This window comes from Sphingomonas sp. URHD0057 (assembly GCF_000620665.1).
In the GTDB taxonomy this organism is placed as follows: Bacteria; Pseudomonadota; Alphaproteobacteria; order Sphingomonadales; family Sphingomonadaceae; genus Sphingomicrobium.
Genome location: NZ_JIAU01000008.1, coordinates 26,836 through 51,256, shown reverse-complemented (window position 1 = coordinate 51,256; position 24,421 = coordinate 26,836). Strand labels below are relative to the sequence as shown.

General features: G+C 64.4%; 24 protein-coding genes. 10 read left to right on the top strand and 14 right to left on the bottom strand.

Annotated features, from left to right (window positions below; all coding sequences use genetic code 11):
- Positions 1-15: 15 nt before the first annotated feature.
- The 5 genes from N539_RS0107125 to N539_RS0107105 are packed head-to-tail and all read right to left on the bottom strand — an operon-like array spanning position 16 to position 5,153.
- Positions 16-2,082 carry an alkaline phosphatase D family protein gene (locus N539_RS0107125; protein ID WP_028969718.1) on the bottom strand — a complete coding sequence of 689 codons (2,067 nt, stop codon included), beginning with the start codon at positions 2,080-2,082 and terminating at the stop codon, positions 16-18.
- A gap of 3 nt (positions 2,083-2,085) precedes the next feature.
- Positions 2,086-2,922: an S-formylglutathione hydrolase gene (fghA, locus tag N539_RS0107120; protein ID WP_028969717.1), complete on the bottom strand. Its 837-nt coding sequence runs from the start codon at positions 2,920-2,922 to the stop codon at positions 2,086-2,088.
- Position 2,923: 1 nt separating this feature from the next.
- Entirely contained in the window at positions 2,924-3,292 is a 369-nt protein-coding gene (locus tag N539_RS0107115) for a cupin domain-containing protein (protein ID WP_028969716.1), read from the bottom strand.
- Between the two features lie 40 nt (positions 3,293-3,332).
- Positions 3,333-4,445, bottom strand: a complete 1,113-nt coding sequence (locus tag N539_RS0107110; protein ID WP_028969715.1) for an S-(hydroxymethyl)glutathione dehydrogenase/class III alcohol dehydrogenase — start codon at positions 4,443-4,445, stop codon at positions 3,333-3,335.
- Between the two features lie 30 nt (positions 4,446-4,475).
- Complete coding sequence (locus N539_RS0107105) at positions 4,476-5,153, bottom strand: type 1 glutamine amidotransferase (RefSeq protein ID WP_028969714.1); 678 nt, start codon at positions 5,151-5,153, stop codon at positions 4,476-4,478.
- 46 nt (positions 5,154-5,199) lie between these two features.
- Here N539_RS0107105 and N539_RS0107100 point away from each other — a divergent pair, with 46 nt between their 5' ends.
- The 6 genes from N539_RS0107100 to N539_RS18440 all read left to right on the top strand — a co-directional run bounded on the left by N539_RS0107100 (position 5,200) and on the right by N539_RS18440 (position 10,445).
- The gene (locus N539_RS0107100) at positions 5,200-5,964 is read left to right on the top strand and encodes an SDR family NAD(P)-dependent oxidoreductase (RefSeq protein WP_028969713.1); all 765 of its coding nucleotides are present in this window, start codon (positions 5,200-5,202) and stop codon (positions 5,962-5,964) included.
- On the top strand, positions 5,961-6,770 hold the full coding sequence (locus N539_RS0107095) for an enoyl-CoA hydratase family protein (RefSeq protein WP_028969712.1): 810 nt from the start codon (positions 5,961-5,963) through the stop codon (positions 6,768-6,770). The genes N539_RS0107100 and N539_RS0107095 overlap by 4 nt, the downstream gene beginning before the upstream one ends.
- Entirely contained in the window at positions 6,770-7,918 is a 1,149-nt protein-coding gene (locus N539_RS0107090) for an acyl-CoA dehydrogenase family protein (RefSeq protein WP_028969711.1), read from the top strand. Before N539_RS0107095 ends, N539_RS0107090 begins: the two co-directional genes overlap by 1 nt.
- Complete coding sequence (locus N539_RS0107085; RefSeq protein WP_028969710.1) at positions 7,915-8,307, top strand: RidA family protein; 393 nt, start codon at positions 7,915-7,917, stop codon at positions 8,305-8,307. The genes N539_RS0107090 and N539_RS0107085 overlap by 4 nt, the downstream gene beginning before the upstream one ends.
- An 84-nt stretch (positions 8,308-8,391) precedes the next feature.
- Entirely contained in the window at positions 8,392-9,987 is a 1,596-nt protein-coding gene (locus tag N539_RS0107080; RefSeq protein WP_028969709.1) for an AMP-binding protein, read from the top strand.
- On the top strand, positions 9,984-10,445 hold the full coding sequence (locus tag N539_RS18440) for a hypothetical protein (RefSeq protein ID WP_156029818.1): 462 nt from the start codon (positions 9,984-9,986) through the stop codon (positions 10,443-10,445). Before N539_RS0107080 ends, N539_RS18440 begins: the two co-directional genes overlap by 4 nt.
- A gap of 3 nt (positions 10,446-10,448) precedes the next feature.
- Here N539_RS18440 and N539_RS0107075 read toward each other — a convergent pair whose 3' ends face one another.
- The 7 genes from N539_RS0107075 to N539_RS0107045 all read right to left on the bottom strand — a co-directional run bounded on the left by N539_RS0107075 (position 10,449) and on the right by N539_RS0107045 (position 18,247).
- Entirely contained in the window at positions 10,449-12,515 is a 2,067-nt protein-coding gene (locus tag N539_RS0107075; RefSeq protein WP_028969708.1) for an acetyl-CoA carboxylase biotin carboxylase subunit, read from the bottom strand.
- A gap of 272 nt (positions 12,516-12,787) precedes the next feature.
- Entirely contained in the window at positions 12,788-14,920 is a 2,133-nt protein-coding gene (scpA, locus tag N539_RS0107070; protein WP_028969707.1) for a methylmalonyl-CoA mutase, read from the bottom strand.
- Between the two features lie 84 nt (positions 14,921-15,004).
- Positions 15,005-15,586, bottom strand: a complete 582-nt coding sequence (locus N539_RS0107065) for an SOS response-associated peptidase (protein ID WP_028969706.1) — start codon at positions 15,584-15,586, stop codon at positions 15,005-15,007.
- Between the two features lie 3 nt (positions 15,587-15,589).
- Entirely contained in the window at positions 15,590-16,006 is a 417-nt protein-coding gene (mce, locus tag N539_RS0107060; protein ID WP_028969705.1) for a methylmalonyl-CoA epimerase, read from the bottom strand.
- The gene (locus N539_RS0107055; RefSeq protein WP_028969704.1) at positions 16,003-16,461 is read right to left on the bottom strand and encodes an OsmC family protein; all 459 of its coding nucleotides are present in this window, start codon (positions 16,459-16,461) and stop codon (positions 16,003-16,005) included. Before N539_RS0107055 ends, mce begins: the two co-directional genes overlap by 4 nt.
- Positions 16,458-16,751: a hypothetical protein gene (locus tag N539_RS0107050; RefSeq protein WP_028969703.1), complete on the bottom strand. Its 294-nt coding sequence runs from the start codon at positions 16,749-16,751 to the stop codon at positions 16,458-16,460. Before N539_RS0107050 ends, N539_RS0107055 begins: the two co-directional genes overlap by 4 nt.
- Positions 16,721-18,247, bottom strand: coding sequence for an acyl-CoA carboxylase subunit beta (locus N539_RS0107045; protein WP_028969702.1), 1,527 nt, complete (start codon positions 18,245-18,247; stop codon positions 16,721-16,723). Before N539_RS0107045 ends, N539_RS0107050 begins: the two co-directional genes overlap by 31 nt.
- Before the next feature lie 220 nt (positions 18,248-18,467).
- Between N539_RS0107045 and N539_RS18980 the strand changes: the two genes are divergently transcribed.
- The 3 genes from N539_RS18980 to N539_RS15890 are packed head-to-tail and all read left to right on the top strand — an operon-like array spanning position 18,468 to position 21,834.
- A complete protein-coding gene (locus N539_RS18980) occupies positions 18,468-19,658 on the top strand; it encodes a glycosyltransferase family 1 protein (RefSeq protein ID WP_231462941.1) in 1,191 nt (396 codons plus the stop codon).
- Positions 19,655-20,824, top strand: a complete 1,170-nt coding sequence (gene glf, locus N539_RS18975) for a UDP-galactopyranose mutase (protein ID WP_037552522.1) — start codon at positions 19,655-19,657, stop codon at positions 20,822-20,824. Before N539_RS18980 ends, glf begins: the two co-directional genes overlap by 4 nt.
- A complete protein-coding gene (locus N539_RS15890; protein ID WP_051531600.1) occupies positions 20,821-21,834 on the top strand; it encodes a glycoside hydrolase family 43 protein in 1,014 nt (337 codons plus the stop codon). Before glf ends, N539_RS15890 begins: the two co-directional genes overlap by 4 nt.
- Here the strand turns inward: N539_RS15890 and N539_RS15885 are convergent.
- Positions 21,802-22,962, bottom strand: coding sequence for a hypothetical protein (locus tag N539_RS15885; RefSeq protein WP_197018365.1), 1,161 nt, complete (start codon positions 22,960-22,962; stop codon positions 21,802-21,804). The two genes, N539_RS15890 and N539_RS15885, sit on opposite strands and share 33 nt — an antisense overlap.
- A 127-nt stretch (positions 22,963-23,089) precedes the next feature.
- The gene (locus N539_RS15880) at positions 23,090-23,587 is read right to left on the bottom strand and encodes a hypothetical protein (protein ID WP_037552521.1); all 498 of its coding nucleotides are present in this window, start codon (positions 23,585-23,587) and stop codon (positions 23,090-23,092) included.
- 293 nt (positions 23,588-23,880) lie between these two features.
- Between N539_RS15880 and N539_RS17715 the strand changes: the two genes are divergently transcribed.
- The gene (locus N539_RS17715; protein ID WP_028969700.1) at positions 23,881-24,414 is read left to right on the top strand and encodes a TetR/AcrR family transcriptional regulator; all 534 of its coding nucleotides are present in this window, start codon (positions 23,881-23,883) and stop codon (positions 24,412-24,414) included.
- The last annotated feature ends 7 nt before the right edge of the window (positions 24,415-24,421 follow it).

Genomic DNA, 24,421 nt, shown 5'->3' with positions numbered 1-24,421 from the left:
GACGACACGCCGTGTCTAGATGGACAGCCCCGGGTCGCCTTCGAGCACCTGTTGCGCGAGCTGCGGGCGCTCACCCGGCGCCCACAGCTTGGCGGTGTGGACAATGCGGTAACGCAGTGGTCCGCCATCGGGCGTGCTGGCGCGGGTAATCGGGCGCGGAATGCAGACGAACTCGGTTCGCATCTCGTCGCCTGTGAGCCGAACCGTCGCGTAACCATGTCCGCCAATATCCACGAAACTAAGGTGCGGTGCCACATCGGGGTTGGACAGCGCCCGCGCCTTCGCCCGATCGAAGGATTTGGCATATTCGAAGCACGAGCGAACGCCATGCCTCAGCATCATATTGTAAGTACTCTCAGGCTTAGGCGCGCCCGGTCGGTCGGCCAGGTAGAGCGGCCGGAACTTGTTGTCTTTCTTTATCACGTACTCGTTCGCTTCGCCGCCGCCTACGCTCGACATGGATCCGCCGGTGAAGCTCAGGCCGACGGGCTCGAACTTGCCGGGCGGCAATTGCGCGGAAGCATAACCGGCCCAGAAGCTGTGCAGGTCGCCGGAAACGATCGCGAAACCGGTGATCTTCGCGTCACGGACCAGGTCGTAGATCTCGCCGCGCTCGGCCCATGCGCTGTCGTAGCCGCCGCCCTGGACGTTGGCGAAACGGCCTGCCGGCCATTTTTGCTTGGTGAGCCCAGCCGGAAGATTTTCAGGATCGGCGCGCTGTTCCAGCGTGCCTTGCGAACTGCCCCAGATCTTCCAGGTTGCGCTTGAGTTGCGCAAGCGGTCCTTGAACCAGGCTTTTTGCGTCCCCCCAAGAATGGTCTGCGGCGGTTTGTCCTTTCGGGGGTTGGCGATCTTCGCGCCGTTGAATTCCAACTCGGCCGGGGGATTGCCGCCGTTGAAGGCGCGGCCGCCCTCGAGCACCTGCATCAGGTCGTCGGGGAACATCCCGTCATAATCGGCCCAGTCGGCAAGACTTCCGGGTGTCTCGTCTTCGAACGGGCTCGGACCGCGATAGCTGCGCTCGTCGGTGAGCAGGAGATCGAGGTGGCGGCCATAGCGCAGCGCGCGGTAGATAATCAGGCTGTTGATCGCGGCGATATTGTTCGCCTCGAGGCCCAGGCCGTCATCCCCGAACTTCTCGATCTTGACGTTCTTGACCGGAACCGAACCGAATTCGTCGAACGATCCGCTCGGCGCTTTCACCCGCGCCGGGATATTCTCGAACCAAACCTGGTTGGCGGCGACTTTGATTGTCTGCCCGGGCTGCTCGAACTTCGGATTTTTCAGGATGCTCTGCCATCCTTGCCATGAGAATTCGTGATTGTCCCAGATGCACACAAACGGCCAGCGCGCGCGCGCATCCTGCAGGTCGGGATCGGCGAGATAGCCCTTCCAAACCGCGCGGTATCCCTCGACGGTCGTCGGAAGGTGGAAAATAGAGGCCTTCAGCGCGTCCGGAATCCGCGCAACCTCATAGAGCTTCCGGTCGAACCGGGGCTTCCCTTCCTCCGGATATTGCACGACCTCGTAGATGAAATCGCCAAGGTGCAGGACGAAATCGAGCTGGTCCTCAGGCCGCGCCCGCTCATCCTCGAAAATCATGCGACGATAGCCGTTGAGCTTGCTTTCGTTGACGTCCTGGCAGCTTACGAACGCGAACTTGACCGGCCGGGGATCGTTAGACAGCGGCGCGGTGATGGTACGGCCGATGCGGCTGCCGTTCCCGTCCGCGTCGGTGAAGCGATACCAATAGACGCGCGCGGGCTTAAGGCCGCCGACGAGCACCCGGGCGGTCCAGTCCGCCGAGGCCGAGACCGGGGCCTGAGTCGTCGCGACCACGCGCCGGAATGCCTCATCCTCCGCCACCTCGACCGTCAGCTGGTGCCGGTCCCCGGTATCGTAGGGCCTTCGCGTCCACAGTATCACGCTGGTCGGGTCCGGATCGCCGGAGGCAACGCCTTCGGGGTAATGATCGCGTGCTTCACGCCAGTTGGAGCGCGAAGCGACAGCTCTGCCGCTCCACGCAAGCGAGGCGCCCATCGCCGCCGCAAGTGACACGAATTCGCGGCGGCTGAGCGTCATCCCCTATCCCCTTCGCAATCTCTCCGCGTGCCAGCGCAGATGCTCGGCCATGAACGTCGAGATGAAAAAATAACTGTGGTCGTACCCCGGCTGACGCCGCAGCGTCAGTGCGATCCCCGCCTTGGCACATGCTGCTTCGAGCAATTCGGGCCGCAACTCGTTTTCGATGAACGGGTCCGCTGTTCCGACGTCGACCAGCAACTCGGGCACACGTGCGCCATCCTCGATCAACGCAACCGCATCATGTTCGCGCCACGCCGCCCGATCGTCGCCGAGATAGCTGGCCAGCGCTTTCTGGCCCCACGGCACCTGACTTGGTGCGACGATGGGGGCGAAGGCCGAAACGCTACGAAATTTGGGGAAGAACAGAGCGATTGTCAGCGCGCCGTGCCCACCCATCGAATGGCCGGTTATGCCTTGGCGTTCCATGTCGGCCGGAAAATGGTCGCCAACCAAGGTCGGCAGTTCGTCGGCGACATAGGTCCACATTCCGAAATGCGGCGTCCACGGCTCCTGCGTCGCATCGACGTAGAACCCCGCACCCTGTCCAAGGTCAAAAGCTTCGTCGTCAGCCACGCCGGGCCCACGCGGGCCGGTATCGGGCGCGACGAAGATCAGGCCGAGCTCTGCGCAGGCCGCGCGATATTCGCCTTTCTCGGTGACGTTGGCGTGGCTGCAGGTCAGCCCCGACAGATACCAGACGACCGGCAACTTGCCGCCGTTGTCGGCTTGCGGCGGCAGGAAGATCGAGAAGGTCATGTCGGTCGAGGTTGCGCTCGACGCGTGCTTCACGACCAATTGCCTGCCGCCATGCGACTTGTTCTCGCTGACGATTTCCATGTCAGATTTCGACCTTCACCGCCGCTGTTGCTTCATCGCCGGTGTTGGGGGTGCCGCGAGGCTCGATCAACAGTAGCTTCACCTCGCCCCGGCGCGCGACCGGCCGATGTTCGACACCGGTTGGGACCACGAACAGCTCACCAGACCCAAGCGTCACCGTCCGGTCTCGAAGCTCGATGTCGAGCTCGCCGTCGACCACCAGGAAGAAATCGTCGGTGTCGGGATGGCTGTGCCACACGAACTCGCCCTCGACGCGGACGACCATGACGTCATTGCCGTTATAGCGAGCGACGATTCGCGGCGACCATTGCTCGGTGAATTGGCCTAGCTTTTCAGACAGGTTGACCTTGGCGGGAGCAGGTACAGTCATTGGCGTCTTCCTTCATCACTAGCTCCCCAGCCAGCCAATCTCAGTATAGCACGACCGAGCGGATGCTTTCGCCGGCGTGCATCAGGTCGAAGCCCTTGTTGATTTCGTCAAGCGTCAGCGTGTGGGTGATCATCGGGTCGATCGCGATCTTGCCGTCCATGTACCAGTCGACGATTTTGGGCACATCGGTGCGGCCCTTGGCGCCGCCGAACGCGGTGCCGCGCCAGTTGCGGCCGGTCACCAGCTGGAACGGCCGCGTCGCGATTTCCTTGCCCGCTTCGGCAACCCCGATGATGATGCTGGTGCCCCAGCCGCGGTGGCAGCATTCGAGCGCCGTGCGCATCACTTCGGTGTTGCCGGTCGCGTCGAAGGTATAGTCGGCGCCGCCGTCCGTGATCTCGACGATCTTCGCGACGATCTCCTCGCGCGACATGTCCTTGGAGTTGAGGAAGTCGGTCATGCCGAACTTGCGGCCCCATTCCTCGCGGTCGGGGTTGATGTCGACGCCGACAATCTTGTTCGCGCCGACCAGCCTCGCGCCCTGGATGACATTGAGGCCAATGCCGCCGAGCCCGAAGACGACGACGTTGGCGCCGGGCTCGACCTTCGCGGTCTTGACCACCGCGCCGACGCCGGTGGTCACGCCGCAACCGATGTAGCAGCTGGTCTTGAACGGCGCGTCCTCGCGGATTTTTGCCACGGCGATCTCGGGCAAAACCGTGAAGTTCGAGAAGGTCGAGCAGCCCATGTAATGGAAGATGGCCTCGCCTTTGTAGCTGAAGCGGCTGGTGCCGTCGGGCATCACGCCCTTGCCCTGGGTCGCGCGGATCGCGGTGCAGAGGTTGGTCTTGCCGCTGAGGCACGACTTACACTGGCGGCATTCGGGCGTGTACAGCGGGATCACGTGGTCGCCCGGCTTCACCGACGTCACGCCCGAGCCGATTTCGCGCACCACGCCCGCGCCCTCGTGGCCGAGGATCGAGGGGAAGATGCCTTCGCTGTCGAGCCCGTCAAGCGTGTAGGCGTCGGTGTGGCAGATGCCGGTCGCCATGATCTCGACCAGCACTTCGCCTTGCTTGGGGCCTTCGAGGTCGACCTCGACGATCTCGAGCGGCTGTTTGGCGGCAAAAGCGACGGCGGCGCGGGTCTTCATGCGATTCGGTCCCCTGGGGTCGTCCGGCGCCTATGCCTTCAAGAAGCGCCGTATCCAACCGGCAACGCGCGCATTGTCGTTGGGCGCATCGAGCGAGGCGATTGCCGCATCGGGATCGGGCACGCGATCGTAGCGCTCGGCGATCAGCGCCTTGGCGAAAGCCGGCGAGAATTCGGGATGGAACTGGAAGGAGATCGCCGGGCGGTCGGTCCAGGCGAGTGCGGCGTAAGGCGTGAAGTCGGACATCGCGACGACTTCCGTATTGGGCGGCTGGACGATGACTTGGTCCTGATGTGACGCGGGAATCGCGATATCGCCAGTCGCGTCGATCCACCGCTCGTCCCCGATCACCGAATAGCGATGCAGCCCGGCGCCCCAGCCCTTGTCCGACTTCTCGACACGGCCGCGGAGCGCCTGCGCCATGGCCTGGTGGCCGAAACAGATGCCGACCATCTTGCGGTCATCGGCGGCGCGGATGAAGTCGAGAAGCTCGGGAATCCAGCGCAGATCCTCGTAAACACCGGCAGGCGATCCCGTGATGAGCACGGCGTCATGATTGCCCGGATCAGGAAAGCGGCCGGCCTCCACATCGAAGCTTTCGATCTCGAATCCGTCCGCCAGCATCTCGGCGAACATTTGCGGATAGTCCCCGAAACGCTCGGCAAGGTCACCCGGCGGACGGCCGGTCTCGAGGACGGCAAGCTTCATGCGGCGCGCCTTGCCACCTTATTGGGCTTGGGCCAATGCTCGCGCGATGCCCGACTGGCTGCAATCGCGACACGCTCTCATCACCGGCGGCGGGACGGGCATCGGCGCATCGGCGGCGACCCATCTCAACGCTGCCGGAGCGAAGGTCACGGTGCTCGGACGCCGGGCCGAGCCGCTCGAATTCGTCCGCAACATCGTCGGCGGCACCGCGGTCCAGGCCGACGTCACCGACCGCGGCGATATCGACCGGGCGTTCGACGAAGCGCGCGCCACAAACGGCCCGATCGAGATGCTGATCGTCAACGCCGGGATCGCGGACAGCGCGCCGTTCGCAAAGACCACGCGCGAGAGCTGGGACCGGATCATCGCCACCAACCTCACCGCCGCGTTCGACTGCGCGCAGGCGGCGCTGCCCGATTTGCTGGCGAGCGAGCACGGACGGCTGATCTTCGTCGCTTCGGTCGCGAGCCTGCGCGGGGTCCCTTATGCGGCGCCTTATGCCGCCTCGAAGCATGGCGTCCTCGGGCTGATGCGCAGCCTCGCGGTCGAGTTCGCCAGGACCAGCCTCACCGTCAACGCGGTCTGCCCGGGCTATGTCGATACGCAGATGACATCGGATTCGATTGCCCGCGTGATGGCCAAGACCGGCCGCAGCGAAGAGCAGTCGCGCGCCGCCATCGAGGGGCAGAATGCGAGCGGCCGGCTGGTCCATCCGGACACCATCGGGACGATGATCATGACTTTGTGCCTGGCCCAGTCGCAGGACGTGAACGGCGCCGCGATCACCATCGACGGAGGGACCAGCGCGTGAGCTTCGATCCCGCCGCCTTCACGCCCGAGCATTTCCGGTGGGACTATGCCGACGGCGTCGCGACGATCACGCTCAACCGCCCCGAGCGCAAGAACCCACTGACCTTCGAGAGCTATAACGAGCTTCGCGCGACCTTCTACAATCTCGACCAAACTTACGCCGTGAAAGCCGTCGTAATCAGCGGCGCCGGCGGCAATTTCTGCTCGGGCGGGGACGTCCACGAGATCATCGGCCCGCTGACCAAAATGGATCACGATGGGCTGATCGAGTTCACCACCATGACCGGCGATCTGGTGCGCGCCATGCGCCTGTGCCCGCAACCGATCATCGCTGCGGTCGAAGGCGTTTGCGCGGGCGCGGGGGCGATCCTGGCGATGGCCAGCGACCTCAGGCTCGCCGCGTCCGATGCCAAGACCGCCTTTCTATTCACCCGCGTTGGCCTGTCGGGCGCGGACATGGGCGCGTGCGCGATCCTGCCGCGGATCATCGGCCACGGCCGCGCCGCCGAGCTGCTGTTCACCGGGCGCAACATGAGCGCCGAGGAAGGGCACGCCTGGGGCTTCTGGAATCGCCTTAGCGATAACGTCCTTGCCGATGCGCAGGCGCTTGCCCGCGATCTCGCCGGCGGCCCGAGCCTGGCGCACGCGGTGACCAAGGCGCAGCTCGACGCGGAGTGGAACGTGCCCATCGAGGAAGCGCTGAAGATGGAGGCGCGGGCGCAGGCGCGCTGCATGCAAACCCGCGATTTCCATCGCGCCTATGAGGCGTTCGCGAACAAGCGCATGCCGGAGTTCCAGGGCGACTGATGAGCGACAAGAGCTTCCTCGCCTGGCCGTTTTTCGAGGAGCGCCATCGCGAGCTGGCGAGCGACCTCGAGGCCTGGTGCGAAGCGACGATCCACGACGCCGAAGCGTCGGATGAGGACGCTGCGGTCCGCGCGACCGTCGCCGAGCTCGGCAAGGCAGGCTTCCTCAAATTGTGCGTCGGTGACGCCGAGCGCCGCCCCGACGTGCGCAGCCTCGCGCTCTGCCGCGAGACGTTCGCGCGATACCATGGCCTCGTCGACTTCGCCTTCGCGATGCAGGGGCTGGGCTCCGGCGCGATCAGCCTGTTCGGAACCGTCGAGCAAAAGCGCGAGTGGCTGCCGCGCGTCGCGGCGGGCGAGGCGATTGCCGCCTTCGCGATGACCGAGCCCGACTGCGGGTCCGACGCCGCGAACATGTCCACGTCGGCGATGCGCGACGGCAACGAATGGGTCATCGTCGGGGAGAAGACTTACATTTCCAACGGCGGCATCGCGGACTTTTACGTGACCTTCGCGCGAACCGGCGAAGGCGAGGGCGCGCGCGGCCTCTCGGCGTTCATCGTGCCGGCCGAAGCGGTCGAAGTCGCCGAGCGAATCCACGTCATCGCGCCGCATCCGCTGGCGCGGCTGAAATATGACAATGTCCGCATCCCGGCCGATGCGATCATCGGCGAGCCGGGCGAAGGCTTTCACATCGGCATGGAGACGCTCAACCTGTTCCGCGTCACGGTCGGTGCCGCGGCGTTGGGATTCGCCCGGCGCGCGCTCGACGAGGCGCTGGCCTTCGCTTCAAAGCGCCGGCTCGGCAGCGGCACGCTCGCCGACAATGCGGTGACTCAGGAGAAGCTCGCCGACATGGCGCTGGCAATCGATGCCTCGGTGCTGCTGATCTATCGCGCCGCTTGGCAGCAGGACATTGGTGGTACCGACAACCGCCGCGCCGCGGCCATGGCCAAGCTCCATGCGACCGAAAGCGCGCAGCAGGTGATCGACGCGGCGGTGCAAATGCATGGTGGCGCGGGAGTGACCAAGGGCGTCAAGGTCGAGGAGCTGTACCGCGACATCCGGAGCTTGCGCATCTACGAGGGCGCGAGCGAGGTGCAGCGCCAGATCATCGCCCGCGATTTGCTCAAAGGGGGCGCGGCATGAAGATCCTGCAACCGCCCGGCTGGCCGCGGCCCAAGGGCTATTCGAACGGCATCAGCGCCAGGGGCCGGATGATCTTCACCGGCGGAATCGTCGGATGGGACGAGCGCGAAAGCTTCCCGGAACATACGCTCCACGGCCAGTTCGCGCGGGCGTTGATGAATACGCTCGAAATCCTCGCCCAGGACGGCGCCGGGCCGCAGCATATCGTGCGCATGACCATCTACGTGATCGACCGCGCCGAATATCTCAACTCGCGCGACGAGATTGGCGGAGCGTGGCGCGAGATCATGGGCAAGAATTACCCCGCGATGGCGCTGGTTGAGGTCAAAGGCCTGGTTGAAAACGCTGCGCTCGTCGAGATCGAAACGACGGCGGTGGTCGAGGAGTGATGCAACCCTCTCCATCGTCATTCCCGCGCAAGCGGGAACCCAGTTTCTGTTTCGCTGGGTCCCCACTTTCGTGGGGATGACGAAATGAGCGAGTACGACTCCTTTGTTCGTGACAGGCTGCCGCCGCCGGAGCTACTTCCGGAATTCCGTTTCGACCTGCCCGAGCTTCGATATCCCGAGCGGCTGAACGCGGCGGCGGAATTGCTCAGGGGCGGCGCCCCGGACGCGCTGGCGATCGTCAACGATCATGGCCGCTGGACCTACGCCGATCTCGACGACTTCAGCGGGCGCATCGCGCGGCTGCTCATCGAGGAGCACGGCCTCGTCCCCGGCAACCGTGTGCTGCTGCGAGGGTCCAACGGTTACACGATATTCGCCGCCTGGCTCGGCGTGCTCAAGGCCGCCGGCGTGGTGGTCGCGACCATGCCTTTGCTCCGCCCCGGCGAGATCGCGACCGTGATCGAGCGCGCACAAATCTCCCACGCGATCGTCGACAGCCGGTTCATCGGCGACTTCCGCCAGGCGGTCGACCAGACGCATTTCGTCAAGCACATCATCAAATATGACGGGGACTACGGGAAGGGCGAACTTGAGACCCGCACCGCGCCGTTGGTACCGCTGCCGCCCGCCGACACCGGCCGCGACGACCCGTGCATCATCGCCTTCACTAGCGGCACGACCGGTATTCCAAAAGGCTGCGTCCAGTTCCACCGCGACGTGCTCGCACCGTGCGACACGTTCGCGAAGCATCTGGTCGGCCCCAAGCCCGACGACGTGTTCCTGACCTCAGCGCCGATGGCGTTTACGTTCGGCCTCGGGATCACGCCGATGTTCTCGCTGCGCTTCGGCGCCGCAAGTGCCACGCTCGAACAGGCGAGTCCTCCCGCGCTGCTCGAGGCGATTGCGAAGTTCGGCGTGAGCCATCTTGGCACCGCGCCGACCGCCTACAAAGCGATGCTGTCGCAGCCGAACCTCGACGCCGCGCTCAAGACCCTCCGCTATTGCATCTCGGCCGGTGAGCATTTGCCCGAGGCAATTTGGCGCGCGTGGCACGAGCGCACGGGGATCGCGATCACCGACGGCATCGGATCGACCGAGATGATGCACATTTTCGTCTCCGCCGCGGGCGAGGACATCCGCCCCGGCGCGACCGGCAAGGCGGTGCCTGGCTATGAAGCGACCGTGCTCGATGCGGACGGCAAGCCGATGGACGAAGGCGTCGGCCGCCTCGCGGTCAAGGGCCCGACCGGCTGCCGCTACCTCGATGACCCGCGCCAGGCCGATTACGTGGCGGAGCGCTGGAACGTCACCGGCGACACCTACCGCCGCGACGCCGACGGCTATTATTGGTACCTCGCGCGCAACGACGACATGATCGTCAGCTCGGGCTACAATATCGGCGCGCCCGAAGTGGAGAATGCGCTGCTGTCGCACCCTGCGGTCGCCGAATGCGCGGTGATCGGCGTGCCCTGCCCTGAGCGCGGGCAAAAGGTGAAGGCGTTCGTGGTGCTGGCGGCGGACGCGGAAGCCTCGGACGAGCTCGTCGCCGAGCTCCAGGCCCACGCCAAGGCTGAGATCGCCCCCTACAAATATCCGCGCGAGATCGAGTTCGTGGACGCACTGCCGAAGACGGCGACGGGCAAGCTCAGGCGGAGCGAGTTGAGGAGTGCCAACCGGTGAAGAAAACCGCGCTTATGATAGTTCTCGTGCTTGCTGAAGCTTCAGTCGGCTGCACTCCGCAACCACCGCTGGTCTGCCAAGAACTCTTCGCGCACGCGATTCCGTTTTGTCAGATGATGAGTCAGAAAGAGTCGTATCGTGAGAAGTCGGTCACGGTGAGTGGTCTCTACATTCTTAGTCCGCACAATGCGGAGCTTTACGCCGAAAGCTGCGAAAATCAGTCGATCAAGCTCCACGGCGAGGTTGGCCTTCCGGACAGCAAACGTGCCTGGACGATTGTTGGACAGGCAACCAAATCCATTAGCGGCGCCAGAATTCCGGTCGTGTTCCGTGGAGTGCTTCATGCACGCCAATACATAGTAATTCCCAACTGTAATGAGTCCTGCTTCGAGTGGAGCTTGGAGCGTGCGCAGTTGCTAGCGGCCGATGGAGCACACGTTCGCCACCCACCAGTCTAGTAGCTACTCAAACTCCACGATGACCTGATCGACCGCGAGGCTGTCGCCAGGCTTGGCCGGAGTCGCCTTGACCGTCGCGGCGCGGCCGGCGCGGAGGATATTCTCCATCTTCATCGCTTCCATCACCGCGACCGGCTGGCCGGCCTCGACCTTGTCGCCGACCGCCACGTCGAGCCGCGTCAGCAGCCCCGGCATCGGCGCCAGCAGCAGCCGCGACAGATCGGGCGGCACCTTCTCGATCATGTGATGCGCGAGCTCGGCAATGTGCGGGCTGAGCACCTGCACTTTGTGGCTTGCGCCGCGCGACTGCAGCTCCCACCCGCGGCCGACGCGGCGCACCTGGACGATGCGCCGCCGCCCGTCGACATCGACCGCGAGCAGCCGCTGCCCCGGCACCCAGCGGCCGATGATGTCGATCAGGTCGCCGTCATTCAGGAGGGCCAGCGTGCCGCCCTTATAAGGCTTGATGCGCACGCGATGCTCCGCGCCCGCGATGCACACGACGCGGTCGCACGACAGATACGTGCGCGGGCCGAGCTGGCCGTCGATCTCGGCAGCGCGCTCATCGGTGATCGTCGCGACCATGCCGGCGATCACCGCGAGGTCGGCGATGAGCTGCGCGTCGGCGGGCGCGCCGTGGAAGCCTTCGGGAAATTCGTCGGCGATGAAATCGGTCGCGAGGTCGCCTTTGCGAAAGCGCGGGTGCTGCATCAGCGCGGAGAGGAAATCGACATTGTCGTGGATGCCGTCGACCACGAACGCATCGAGCGCGTCGACCTGCGCGTCGATCGCCTGTTCGCGCGTCGGCGCCCAGGTGATCAGCTTGGCGATCATCGGGTCGTAGAACATGCTGACCTCGCCGCCGTCGGCGACGCCGTCGTCAATTCTCACCCTGACTTCGTCATTCCCGCGCAGGCGGGAACCCAGTTTTTCCTGTTTCGCTGGGTCCCCGCTTTCGCGGGGATGACGAGTTTGTGGCGGTTCATACCGCACCAACCGCCCCGTGCTCGGCAAGAACCCGCGGTATGGGTCTTCGGCGTACACCCGCGTTTCGACCGACCAGCCGTCGAGCTTCACGTCGTCCTGCGTGAACGCCAGCTTCTCCCCCGCCGCGACGCGAATCATCTGCTCGACCAAATCCAGCCCGGTCACCTCCTCAGTCACCGGATGCTCGACCTGCAGCCTTGTGTTCATTTCGAGGAAGTAGAAGCTCTTGCCGCTGGGGTCGGCGCCGTTGACGATCAGCTCGACCGTCCCCGCCGAATAATATCCGACCGCCTTGGCCAGCGCGACCGCCTGCTCGCCCATCGCTTTGCGCATCGCCGGCGTGACGAAGGGCGACGGCGCTTCTTCGACCACCTTCTGGTTGCGGCGCTGAATCGAGCATTCGCGCTCGCCCAGATAGAGCACGTTGCCGTGCTGGTCGCCGAGCACCTGGATTTCGATGTGGCGCGGCGCCTCGATGAATTTCTCGATGAACACGCGGTCGTCGCCGAAGCTGTTCAAGCCTTCGCGCTTCACGCTCTCAAAGCCCTCGCGGATATCCTTTTCGGTGTACGCGAGCCGCATGCCCTTACCGCCACCGCCGGCCGAGGCCTTCATCATCACCGGATAGCCGATGCCCTTGGCTATGTTGACGGCTTCAGCCGTCGTGGCGATGTCGTCGAGATAACCGGGGACGATGTTGACGCCGGCTTTCTGCGCCAGCTTCTTGGACTCGATCTTGTCGCCCATCGCCGCGATCGCCTTGGGCGGCGGCCCGATGAACGCGATCCCGGCCTTGGTGAGCGCTTTGGCGAAACTCTCGCGCTCCGACAGGAAGCCATAGCCGGGGTGCACGGCCTCGGCGCCGGTCGCCTTGCACGCGTCGATGATCAGCTCTGCCTTGAGGTAGGATTCAGACGCAGGTGGCGGCCCAAGCCGCACACTCTCGTCGGCCATGCGGACATGCGGCGCGCGAGCGTCCGCGTCGGAATAGACCGCGACGGTGTTGATCCCCATCCGCCGAGCAGTGCGGATCACCCGGCACGCAATCTCCCCGCGATTGGCGATCAGGATTTTCTTGAACATCAGCGGTTGCGCACAGTCACTAGGTGGTCTCCGTCCAAACTTCCCAAATCACATCCGATCGGGCGTGCTTACTAATGAAAGCTTCTGCTTCCGTCGCAGCCTGTTCTGCAGTCGTCGGGCGATCGGAAACGTCGAGCATGAGATCAAAATCAGCCACGAAACTTCGGGAACGATCACAAATCCATCGACGCCCAGAATCCGCCCCCCACCTTGCGTGCATTCCCTGATTGACGCGATTGCTTCAGACGCGGGCACCCGTGTCGGAGAGGCGCTCACTCCGCAGCCTCATCCATCGGCGGGCGGTTGTGGCCGAGCAGGCGCAGCACTTCGTCGGCGGCGTCCGCAAGATTGGTGCCGGGGCCGAAGATCGCCTGCACGCCCGCGGCGCGCAGCGCGCCATAATCCTGCGGCGGGATGACGCCGCCGGCGACGACCTTGATGTCGGCGCGGCCCATGTCCTTTAGCGCCTCGATCATCTCCGGGATGAGGGTGCGGTGACCAGCGGCTAGCGATGACGCGCCGACCACGTCGACGTCCGCTTCGACCGCCATTTGCGCGGTCTCGCGCGGAGTCTGGAATAGCGGGCCGGGGATCACTTCGAAGCCGAGGTCGGTGAAGGCCGACGATACCAGGTTCGCGCCGCGGTCGTGGCCGTCCTGGCCCATCTTGGCGACCATGATCCGCGGCTTGCGGCCGAGGCGGTCGGCGACGGATTGCGTGCCCTGCTCCGCCGCTTTCCAGCGCCCGTCGCGCCGCGCCTTGCCGTAGATCCCGCGCACCGGCTCGGGCACCGTCCCGTAGCGGCCGAACGCCCGTTCGAGCGCGTCGGAGATTTCCCCGAGCGTGCATCGAGCGCGTGCCGCGTCGACACTCAGCGCCAGTAGGTTTTCGTCGCCTCGCGCGCCCGTTTCGAGGGCATCGAGCGCCGCACGCGCTTTGTCATCATCCCGTCCCGCCCGCACCTTCTCGATCCGCGCGATCTGGCCCGCGCGCACCCGCGCATTGTCGACTTCGAGGATGTCGTGCTCTTCTTCCTCCGCCAGCCGGTAGCGGTTGACGCCAACGATCACCGTTTCGCCCAAATCGACCTTGGCCGCGCGCGCCGCTGCGGCTTCCTCGATGCGGTGCTTGGGCAGGCCTTCGGCGACCGCCTTGGTCATCCCGCCATGCGCCTCGACCTCTTCGATCAGCGCCCAGGCTTTCTCCTCGAGCTCGCGAGTCAGCGCTTCGACGTACCAGCTGCCGCCGAGCGGATCGGCGACCGCGGTCACGCCGCTTTCTTCGGCGAGAATCAGCTGCGTGTTGCGGGCGATGCGTGCGGAGAAATCCGTCGGCAGCGCGATCGCTTCGTCGAAGCTGTTGGTGTGCAGCGACTGGGTGCCGCCGAGCACCGCGGCGAGCGCCTCGATCGTCGTGCGGACGATATTGTTGTACGCGTCTTGTTCGGTCAGGCTGACGCCGCTGGTTTGGCAGTGGGTGCGCAGCAGCTTGGACTTCTCCGCTTTCGCGCCGAGCTGGGTCATGATCCGCGCCCACAAAGTGCGCGCAGCGCGCAGCTTGGCGACCTCCATGAACAGGTTCATGCCGATGCCGAAGAAGAACGAAAGCCGCGGCGCGAAATCGTCGATGTCGAGCCCGTCGGCCTTGGCGACGCGGACATATTCCATGCCGTCGGCGAGGGTGTAGGCGAGCTCCTGCACCGCCGTCGCCCCCGCTTCATGCATGTGATAGCCGCTGATCGAGATCGAGTTGAACTTCGGCATCTCCGCCGCGCAGTAGCCGATGATGTCGGCGACGATCCGCATCGAGGGTTCGGGCGGGTAGATGTAGGTGTTGCGGACCGCGAACTCTTTCAGAATGTCGTTCTGGATCGTGCCGGTGAGCTCGGCGCGCGGCACGCCCTGCTCCTCGCCGGCGACGATGAAGAAAGCCATCACCGGAAGCACCGCGCCGTTCATGGTCATGCTGACCGACATTTTGTCCAACGGGATGCCGTCGAACAGCAATTTCATGTCCTCGACCGTGTCGATCGCGACCCCCGCCATGCCGACGTCGCCGGCGACGCGCGGATTGTCGCTATCGTAGCCGCGGTGCGTGGCGAGATCGAACGCGACGCTGAGGCCCTTCTGTCCCGCGGCGAGGTTGCGGCGGTAGAAGGCGTTGGATTCCTCGGCGGTCGAGAAGCCGGCGTACTGGCGGATGGTCCACGGGCGGCCGGCGTACATCGTCGCATAGGGCCCACGGGTGTAGGGCGGCAGGCCGGGGAAGCCGCTGTCGATGGAGTTCTCCGGGCCGTAAACCGTCTGTAGCTTGATCCCCTCCACGGTCTCGCGCGAAAGGTCCTTGCCCCGCGCTTCCTTCGCGGCCAGCGCTTCCCAATCGGATTTCGATGGCTTCTCAGTCACGGCGCCTGTGTACCCCTGCGAAGGCAGGGGTCCAGCCCAAAACAAAAGAGTCTGGGCTCCTGCCTTCGCAGGAGTACCGCTGCGTCAGCAAACCTGCTCGACCGACAAGCTGCCCGCCGGAAGCGGCTTGCACAGCTCCGCGGCGGGCACTGCCGGGTCGAGCCAGCGCGCGAAATCGCCCGGCGGAAGCACGACGATCTGGCGGTTGTGGTAGGGCTTGATGTCCTCGCCGGGGTCGGTCGTCAGCATGGTGAAGGCTTCGCCGACGCTCGGATCGGTGCGCCACAGCCCGGCGATCGCGAACTGCTCGGCGTCGCGCAAGGTGAAGCGCCATTTGTGCTTGCGTTTTGCCTTGGCGTCGTCGGGCTTGGTGAACTCGTAGAAGCGGTCAGCGACGATCAGGCAGCGGCCGCTGGAAAATTCGCGCCCGTCGGAGCGGAAGTTGAAGACCGGCTTGCCGCCTGGGCCGGGCCAGCTCCAGCGCCGGACGACGAGGTCGAACTCGCCGCCCTTGTCAGCGCGAACGATCGGTCCCCGATCGGTGATCGCGATCTCGCGCGGCTCGAGATTGGGGACGTCGTCGGGAAAGCTCAGTGGCATCTGCAGGTCGCGGAACAGGCGCGCGACCTCGTCGACCGATTTGGACTGGGTATAGAGGTTGCACATCCGTCAAGCGGCTGCGGGCGTTTCCATGATCTCGGTCAAAACGCCGCCCATGTCCCTCGGGTGCACGAAGAACACCAAAGTTCCGTGGGCGCCGACACGCGGCTCGCCCAGCACGCGCGCGCCCTTGGCCTCGAACTCGGCCTTGGCGGCGTGGATGTCGGGGACCTCGAAGCAGACGTGATGCTGGCCGCCGAGCGGGTTCTTCTCGAGGAATTTTTGCACCGGCGAATCCTCGCCGAACGGCTCGATCAGCTCGATCTGGCTGTTGGGCGTGTCGACGAAGCACACGCGCACGCCCTGCGCGGGCAGGTCGAACGCCGGCCCGTGCGGCTCGGCGCCGAACATGGTTTTGTACAGCGCGAGGCTGTTTTCGATCGACGGCGTCGCGACACCCACATGATTGAGACGGCCGAGTTTCATTGGTCGATTATCACTTCCGTGTTGACCGAATTGGCGATGAAGCAGGCTTCGTGCGCGCGGTGGTGGAGGTCGGCGATATCGTCTTCCTCCGGCGGAACGCCGTGCCAGATGATGCGCGGGCGCAGGGTCACACGGGTCATCGCGATCTTGCCGTCGGCGCGCTTCTCCATCAGCCCTTCGGCATCGTCGTGGTAGCTGTCGATCGTCCACCCGTCGCGGCGCGCATAATCGATGAAGAACAGCATGTGGCATGACGAGAGGGAGGCGATGAACGCTTCCTCCGGATCGATCCCCTGCGGGTCGGACCAGGGAGCGGGGACGACGTGCGGACTCGCGCTCGCGGGCACCGTCACCCCGCCGTCGAATGTCCATTCGTGGGCGCGGCTGTACTGGCCCTTGGTGAAATCGCCGTTGCCGGTGCGGTGCCAGCGGATCGTTGCGGTGTAGGTGCTCATCTGCCGTGCATCCATATCAGAACAGCGATCGTGCTTGCCCATGCGGCGATCAGGAACACAAGGCCGGGCCGAGTCCGTTCAGTCCTGGAGCATCCCGGTTCGACAAGTTGCCATGCGGCGAGCAATATCCTGCTCGCGCCGACACCCAGGATCGCCGGGTAAAGCGCGTCGATTCGGCGGAAGATTTGCAGGCAGATGGCGGCGACAAGGACCAGCGAGCCGATGAGGTAGATCGACTCGAACAGCCGCTGCTCGGGCGTCAGAGCGGGATGTTGTCGTGCTTCTTCCATGGGTTCTCGAGCTGCTTGTTCCGTAGCTTGCGCAGGCCCATCGCCACGCGCCGGCGGGTTGAGTGGGGCATGATCACCTCGTCGATGAAGCCCATGCTCGCGGCCACGAAGGGGTTGGCGAAGCGCTCTTCATATTCTTGCGTATGCTCGGCGATCTCCTTCGCCGTCTTGCCGCGGAAGATGATCTCGACCGCGCCTTTGGCGCCCATCACCGCGATCTCGGCGGTGGGCCAGGCGTAGTTCAAGTCGCCGCGCAGATGCTTCGACGACATGACGTCGTAGGCGCCGCCATAGGCCTTGCGCGTGATCACGGTGATCTTGGGCACGGTCGCTTCGGCGTAAGCGAACAGCAATTTGGCGCCGTGCTTGATGATGCCGTGATGCTCCTGGCCGACCCCGGGGAGGAAGCCGGGCACGTCGACGAAGGTCAGGATCGGAATGTCGAACGCGTCGCAGAAGCGGACGAACCGGGCGGCCTTTTTCGCACTGTTGATGTCGAGCACTCCGGCCAGGACCATCGGCTGGTTAGCGACGATTCCGACCGTGCGCCCTTCGATCCGGCAGAAGCCGATGATGATGTTGGCCGCGTGCGCCGGCTGTAACTCGAAGAAGTCACCCTCGTCGGCGACCTTCCGGATCAACTCGTGCATATCATAGGGGGTCGCCGCGCTCGGCGGAACGAGCGTGTCGAGGCTGTCTTCGATCCGGTCGACCGGGTCCTCGCACGGCCGCTCCGGCTGCTCGTGGCGGTTCGACAGTGGCAGGAAGTCGAAGAACTCGCGGGTCGCCAGAAGCGCGTCGATGTCGTTCTCGAACGCGACGTCGGCGACCCCCGATTTGGTCGTGTGGGTAACCGCGCCGCCCAATTCCTCCTGGGTGACGATTTCGTTGGTGACGGTCTTCACCACCTCCGGCCCGGTGACGAACATGTAGGAGCTATCCTTCACCATGAAGATGAAGTCGGTCATCGCCGGCGAATAGACGGCACCGCCGGCGCAGGGGCCCATGATCAGGCTGACCTGCGGGATGACGCCGCTGGCGAGCACGTTGCGCTGGAACACGTTGGCGTAACCGGCGAGTGACGCGACCCCTTCCTGAATGCGCGCGCCGCCTGAGTCGTTGAGCCCGATCACCGGCGCGCCGACCTTCATCGCCATGTCCATGACTTTGCAGATCTTCTCCGCATGGCGCTCGGAGAGCGAGCCGCCGAACACGGTGAAATCCTGCGCGAAGACATAGACCAGCCGGCCGTTGATCGTGCCCGACCCGGTGACCACGCCGTCGCCCGGGATCTTCTGTTCCGCCATTCCGAAATCGGTCGCGTTGTGCTCGACGAACATGTCATATTCTTCGAAGCTGCCGGGATCGAGCAGCACCGATAGGCGTTCGCGGGCGGTCAGCCGGCCCTTGGCGTGCTGCGCCGCGATTCGCTTCTCGCCGCCGCCGAGACGCGCCAGCTCGCGCCGCTTCTCGAGCTCTTCGATCGTAGTTGCCATCCGGCGGTTCGTCCCCATCTTAGACCGACGCCGTCCTTCCACGCGACATTCGTCTGGTCAATCGGGCGGACTGGCGAATGCTGCACTGCACAATCGTATTAAATCAGGTTAACCCGGGACCCTGTTGCGGAACCGTAATCCCTCTCAAGCCGTTCACTCGGCGGGCAAACATACCACGGAGGATAAACGGAAAATGCTTACGCGCGTCGGGGTGCCTGTTGTGTCGGAGACCGAGTATTCGGGTCCGGAATTGCAGCCCACAACTCTGATCTGCTTCTCGCACCTGCGGTGGAACTTTGTGTTCCAGCGGCCGCAGCATCTCATGAGCCGCTTCGCGCGCGATATGACCGTCATTTATTGGGAAGAGCCGGTCGACATCGGGCCCAAGGAAACGCCGTTCCTCAAGGTCCGCGAGGCGGACAGCAGTGCCAACCTTCGGATCGTCGTCCCGCACCTTCCTCAAGGCATACCGGAGGCCGCGCGCGAAGGCGCTCTGAAGCGCCTGCTCGACGCGCACATCTCCGCGATCCGCGGGCCGATCGTCGCCTGGTATTACACGCCGATGATGCTTCCTTTCTCGAAGCACATCACGCCCGACGTCACCGTCTATGACGCCATGGACGAGCTTTCGAAGTTCAAGTTTGCGCCCGAGCATCTGCTCGACTTTGAGCAGGAGCTGATCGATCGCGCCGACGTCGTCTTCACCGGCGGGTCGAGCCTGTACGAGGCGAAGAAGGATCGCCATCCGAGCGTCTATTGCTTCCCTTCGTCGGTCGACCGCACCCATTTCATGAAGGCGCGCGCGCGCCAGTTCGAGCCCGCCGACCAGGAAGACCTGCCCCTGCCGCGGCTTGGTTTTTACGGAGTCATCGACGAACGCTTCGATACCGAGCTGCTCGACAAGGCCGCCGAGATGCGCCCCGATTGGTCGTTTGTGATGCTCGGCCCGGTGGTCAAGATCTCCGAGGAAGATCTGCCGCGGCGACCCAACATCCATTACCTCGGCAGCAAATCCTACGAGCAGCTGCCGGCCTATCTCAGCGGCTGGGACGTCGCCCTGATGCCGTTTGCGATGAACGAGTCGACGCAGTTCATCTCACCCACCAAAACTCCGGAATATCTCGCCGGCGGCAAGCCGGTGGTGTCGACCCCGATCCGTGACGTCGTGCGCCATTATGGCCAGCTCGAGGGCGTCAAGATCGCCTCGACACCGGAGGAGTTCGTCGCGGCGTGCGAGGAAGCGCTCGAGCTGTCGCGGAATCCTGAAGGCGGCTGGCTGGCCGAAGCCGACCTCATGCTGTCGGCGTCGAGCTGGGACACGACGCAGGCACGGATGGCGGCGCTGATCGGCGACCTGCTCGGTACGCGCCAGCCTGGGACTTCGCCGGCTCTGCTCGTCGCAGCGGAATGACCGGCCAGGATCGCGCGGCCGGGCGCGACGGCCGCTACGACTATCTGATCGTTGGAGCGGGGTTCGCCGGCTCGATCCTCGCCGAGCGGCTGGCGAGCCAGCATGGCGCGCGTGTGCTGCTGATCGATCGCCGTCCCCACATCGGCGGCAACGCCTATGACGAGAAGAACGAGGCGGGCATCCTCTATCACAGATATGGCCCGCACATTTTCCACACCAACAGCGACCAAGTCGTGGATTACCTCTCGCAGTTCACCCAATGGCGGCCGTACGAACATCGCGTGCTGGCGGTCGTCCGCGGCCGGCAGGTGCCGATCCCGATCAACCGGACGACGCTGAACGAGCTGTTCGGGCTGGACCTTAAGACGGACGCGGAAGCGGCCGCCTATCTAGCCTCGCGCGCCGAGCCCGTCGATGAGATCAAGACGTCGGAGGACGTCGTCGTCAACGCCGTCGGGCGCGAGCTCTACGAGCTGTTTTTCCAAGGCTATACGCGCAAGCAATGGGGACTCGATCCTTCCGAGCTCGACAAGTCGGTGACGGCGCGAATCCCGACCCGGACCAACACCGACGACCGCTACTTCACCGACACCTTCCAGGCGATGCCGCGCGATGGTTACACCGCGATGTTCCAACGCATGCTCGACCATCCGCGGATCGAGGTGCGCACCGGCGTCGACTTCCGCGACGTTCGCGAAGGCGTAGCGGCGGACCACATCATCTACACGGGCCCGATCGACGAATATTTCGAGTTTCGCTTCGGCAAGCTGCCGTACCGGAGCCTCAAGTTCGATCACAAGACGCTCGACGAGGAGCTCCATCAGCCCGTCGGCACGGTCAATTATCCCTCACCCGACGTGCCCTACACGCGGATCAGCGAATACAAGCACTTGACCGGGCAGCAGGCTCCAGTGACGACAATCACCTACGAATATCCGTCGGCTGAGGGCGATCCATATTATCCGATCCCGCGGGCGGAGAATCAGGAGCTGTTCAAGCGCTACGAAACGCTTGCCGATGAAACCGAGGGCGTGACCTTCGTCGGGCGCCTGGCGACCTACCGCTATTACAACATGGACCAGATCGTCGGGCAGGCGCTGGCGACCTTCCGAAAGATCGACGAGAAGCGGGAACGAGCGAAGCCGAGCGCCGTTGCCGCTGAGTGACGAACGCAAGCTCGACCACCCTTCCTGCGCCCCTCACCGGCACCTATCGCAACCCGGTCCTCGACGCGGATTTTCCGGACCCGGCGGTCATCCGCGCGCCCGACAGTTATTATTATGCCTACGCGACGCAGACGCAGCGCGATCACAACTGGATCAACGTTCAGGTCGCGCGCTCACCCGACCTCGTGAACTGGCAGCACCTCGGCGACGCACTGCCTGAAAAGCCGGCGTGGGCACGGGCGACGCAGGACGTTTGGGCGCCCTACGTGCTTTACGACGGTGCGCGTTACATCATGTACTATTCGGCGACACACGACGCCTGCCACGACCCGCAGCGCGGGCATTGCCTCGCGGTCGCGACGTCGGATTCGCCGGCCGGCCCGTTCGTCGACATGGGCATGCCGCTGCTGCTTGGCGTCGGCTTTGAATATATCGACCCGATGGTGTTCGTGGACCCGGCGAGCGGCAAGCACTGGCTTTACTGGGGTTCGGGCTTCCAGCCGATTCGGGTGCAGGAGCTGAGTCCCGACGGAATGTCGTTCGCGCCCGGAAGCGAACCGACCAACCTGATCTGGCCCAACCCCGTGAAAGGCGCGTTCCCGCGATTGGTCGAAGCGGCCTGGGTGATCCGCCATGACGATTTTTATTATCTCTTTTACTCGGGCGACAATTGCTGCGGACCGGACGCCGAATATGGCGTGATGGTCGCCCGATCGACGTCACCGACCGGACCGTTCGAAACGCTCGAGGAAGCGCGCAACGTTCCGCACAGCCTCATGCTATACAAGAGCGAGCGCTGGCTTGCGCCCGGACACAATTCGATCGTCACCGACGAGGCCGGCGATACCTGGATTATCTATCATGCGATCGACGTGAATCGCCCGCGCCAGCGACAGGAGGACGAGATCAACAGCCGGCGCATCCTGTTGATCGACAAGATCCAGTGGCGCGACGGCTGGCCGTACGTTGGAACTCCGTCAGACGGACCGCAGCCGTCGCCGGTCACCTGATCCGTTCTGCGACGCAGCGAATAGCTCGCGCTGCGCCTCGAATTCCGCGAGCAGGCGCTGGTCGACGTGGCGGCTGCCGTCGGCGACGACCGACGACAGCAATCCGGTCTCGGCGTGACGGCTGTTGTCCCAGCCGGGATAAGCGGTGATCGGGTACCAGCAGACGCCGCGAATATCCGCGCCCCGGCTCATCGCGTCGCGCACCTCGTTGCACACATAGTGGAGCCATGACGGCTTGCCCGAGCCCTCGGCGCCCGTCTCGGAGAGGAAGACCGGCTTTCGATAGCGCTCGGACATTTCGACCAGCATGTCGGCGAGCGGGCGATATTCGTGATGGCCCATGGGGATGGTGGGCCCCTGGAAATACCATTGGTTGTGTGGGTAATAGTTGAGGCCGACCAGGTCGATCAGCGACGGATCGCCGCCGAACTCCGGCTCGGCCAGGCCCATGATCCAGTCATAGGCCTCATACATCCCGCGAAGGTTCGCTTGTGCGGCGCGCACCGTCTGGCGGCGGCGGTCGTGCGGGGCAATGTGGATCAGCGGCTCCGCCCAGACGATCGTGGTCGCCGGCCAGCGCTGCTTGATTGCCCGCGCCGCCATGATCGCGGTCCGGATCAGCTGGCGCTTGAACCAGCCTTGCTCGTCCGGGCCGACGCGCGGGAAATATTCGTCGTCGATCGCCCATGAGAGGAAGTTGATCTCGTTCAGCGGGCAGACGAAAGCCGGGCGGCCGCTGATCTCTTCATGGAGCTCGAGCGCGACCATCGCGAAATCGGTGAAGCGCTGCGGGAAGTCGGCGGCAGCCTGGTCGACGCAATCGGGCGAGCCGTAGTGGAACAGATCCCAGATGACTTGCATCCCGACCGCTTCGGCTGCCTCCAGCGCCGGCCGCCAGCTCGACCAATCGTACTTGCCCGGCGATTTTTCGATCAAATGCCAGCGCAGGCCGTCGCGGATCGTGCCGAAGCCGAGCTGCTTGCACTGCCGATAGTCGCGCAGCACGTGCTTGTCGTGGCTGGTCGCGCGAATGAGGTCGAGGCGAACGCCGTCGCGCCGCCGGTGCGACGAACATTCGAAGCCCGCCTGGAAAAAGCTGGCGAAGGGGTGGCTGTCACGATTGCTCACGGAACGCATTAATGCGCGAAGACGAGGATCGAGCCAAGTAACGTGGAAAGTCCGGGCGGCACGCTATCGCGCATCACACGGTAAGCGGCCTGCTGGTCCAAGTGCGATGCAATGACGTGATTTGGCGTCAGGTCTGGCGGCGCAACGCCGCCCCGGCGAGGCCGCCCCAAACGGCCATTCCGAAGAAAACGGCCATAAATGCCATCGGCATCCCTGCCGCGATCCCGACCACCACCAAAGCGCCAAGCACGGCCCCAAGTCCCAGCGCAATGCGGCCTAGAGTTCGCACATCCGCTTCAATCAGCGCCCAGCCCCAGGCGAGCACCGACAAGGCGAGGAAGGTCAAACCGATCGGCATGACGTAACGACCCAGCGCACCAATCAGCACAAACAGGCTGCGACCCGTTTCGATCTGGTCCGGAGCGCCATAACGAACGGCAATCATCGGCTGGATAAGCCCGTCGAACAGCAAATTGAGGCTGATCCAGGCCACGCCCGACGCGAAGAAAACATAGGCCGATCGCGCCGCGAGGCGTCCGCTTTCCAAGCGCCGCGACAGCACGCCGTAGCAAATCAATTGAAGCGCGAAGACAAAGATGAAACCACCATGGACGATCAGGTCCATCCGCTGATTCTTTGCCTCTTCCACGACAAAATCCGAAAAGGATCGCGCCTGGCCTCCGGGATGAAGCAGCGCCAGAGCGACTGACGCAACCGCGGCCGCAATCGCCAGGTTTCCAGCGCTGCGATCGGCGGACCGAACTATGTCCGGTCCATCATTGTCCGATGCTTGCAATTGTCCACCCTCCCGCCGATACGAATGGGGGTGTTAGCAAGCTCGGACGGGCGATGGCCGGAGATCGGTCGGCCGGCGTCCGTTACCGGACTTTCGAATGAGATTGTCCGCCGAAGGGGCGCATGAACGACCTGATCACCATCGATCGTCGGCGGCAGCGCACGCGCGACGCCATTCGCAAGGCCTTCGTCGATCTTGCCCTCAACCGCCGTTATGAAGAGTTCAGCACCGCCGATCTGATCGTCACCGCCAATATCGGCAAGTCGACATTCTACGAACACTACAAGGGCAAGGATGATGTCCTGCGCAGCCTGATGGAGGGCATGCTCGGCGAATTGGCGCGCGCGGCTACCGGGCAGCTGGATCCGGCCAGGCTGCGTTTTCTGGTGTCGCATTTCTGGGACAACCGCAGGCTGGGCAAATCCGTGTTCGGCCCGCCGCTCGTCCAACCCATCCGCCGCCGCCTCGCCGTGTTGATCGAAGAGGCGCTCTGCGAACAGCCAGGGATGACAGGGCGCACCAGGCGCGCCACCGCGCTGTACATTGCGGCAGGTCAGATCGGCTTGTTGCACGCGTGGCTGTCGGGCGAGCTTTCAGCCGACATCGAGGAGGTGGTCGCCGCTCTGGCTCGCGAGGCGCATTCCTCGCTCAGCTGACTGTCAG

Bases quoted from the DNA above. Each gene is read 5' to 3' on its own strand.
- N539_RS0107050 (WP_028969703.1), bottom strand. From the start codon at position 16,751: ATGGAAGAAGCACGACAACATCCCGCTCTGACGCCCGAGCAGCGGCTG.
- N539_RS15880 (WP_037552521.1), bottom strand. From the start codon at position 23,587: ATGGACCTGATCGTCCATGGTGGTTTCATCTTTGTCTTCGCGCTTCAA.
- N539_RS0107110 (WP_028969715.1), bottom strand. From the start codon at position 4,445: ATGAAGACCCGCGCCGCCGTCGCTTTTGCCGCCAAACAGCCGCTCGAG.
- N539_RS0107115 (WP_028969716.1), bottom strand. From the start codon at position 3,292: ATGACTGTACCTGCTCCCGCCAAGGTCAACCTGTCTGAAAAGCTAGGC.
- N539_RS0107100 (WP_028969713.1), top strand. From the start codon at position 5,200: ATGCCCGACTGGCTGCAATCGCGACACGCTCTCATCACCGGCGGCGGG.
- N539_RS0107080 (WP_028969709.1), top strand. From the start codon at position 8,392: ATGAGCGAGTACGACTCCTTTGTTCGTGACAGGCTGCCGCCGCCGGAG.
- N539_RS0107085 (WP_028969710.1), top strand. From the start codon at position 7,915: ATGAAGATCCTGCAACCGCCCGGCTGGCCGCGGCCCAAGGGCTATTCG.
- mce (WP_028969705.1), bottom strand. From the start codon at position 16,006: ATGAAACTCGGCCGTCTCAATCATGTGGGTGTCGCGACGCCGTCGATC.
- glf (WP_037552522.1), top strand. From the start codon at position 19,655: ATGACCGGCCAGGATCGCGCGGCCGGGCGCGACGGCCGCTACGACTAT.
- N539_RS0107075 (WP_028969708.1), bottom strand. From the start codon at position 12,515: ATGTTCAAGAAAATCCTGATCGCCAATCGCGGGGAGATTGCGTGCCGG.
- fghA (WP_028969717.1), bottom strand. From the start codon at position 2,922: ATGGAAATCGTCAGCGAGAACAAGTCGCATGGCGGCAGGCAATTGGTC.
- N539_RS17715 (WP_028969700.1), top strand. From the start codon at position 23,881: ATGAACGACCTGATCACCATCGATCGTCGGCGGCAGCGCACGCGCGAC.
- N539_RS0107065 (WP_028969706.1), bottom strand. From the start codon at position 15,586: ATGTGCAACCTCTATACCCAGTCCAAATCGGTCGACGAGGTCGCGCGC.
- N539_RS0107125 (WP_028969718.1), bottom strand. From the start codon at position 2,082: ATGACGCTCAGCCGCCGCGAATTCGTGTCACTTGCGGCGGCGATGGGC.
- N539_RS0107055 (WP_028969704.1), bottom strand. From the start codon at position 16,461: ATGAGCACCTACACCGCAACGATCCGCTGGCACCGCACCGGCAACGGC.
- N539_RS0107045 (WP_028969702.1), bottom strand. From the start codon at position 18,247: ATGGCAACTACGATCGAAGAGCTCGAGAAGCGGCGCGAGCTGGCGCGT.
- N539_RS0107105 (WP_028969714.1), bottom strand. From the start codon at position 5,153: ATGAAGCTTGCCGTCCTCGAGACCGGCCGTCCGCCGGGTGACCTTGCC.
- N539_RS0107090 (WP_028969711.1), top strand. From the start codon at position 6,770: ATGAGCGACAAGAGCTTCCTCGCCTGGCCGTTTTTCGAGGAGCGCCAT.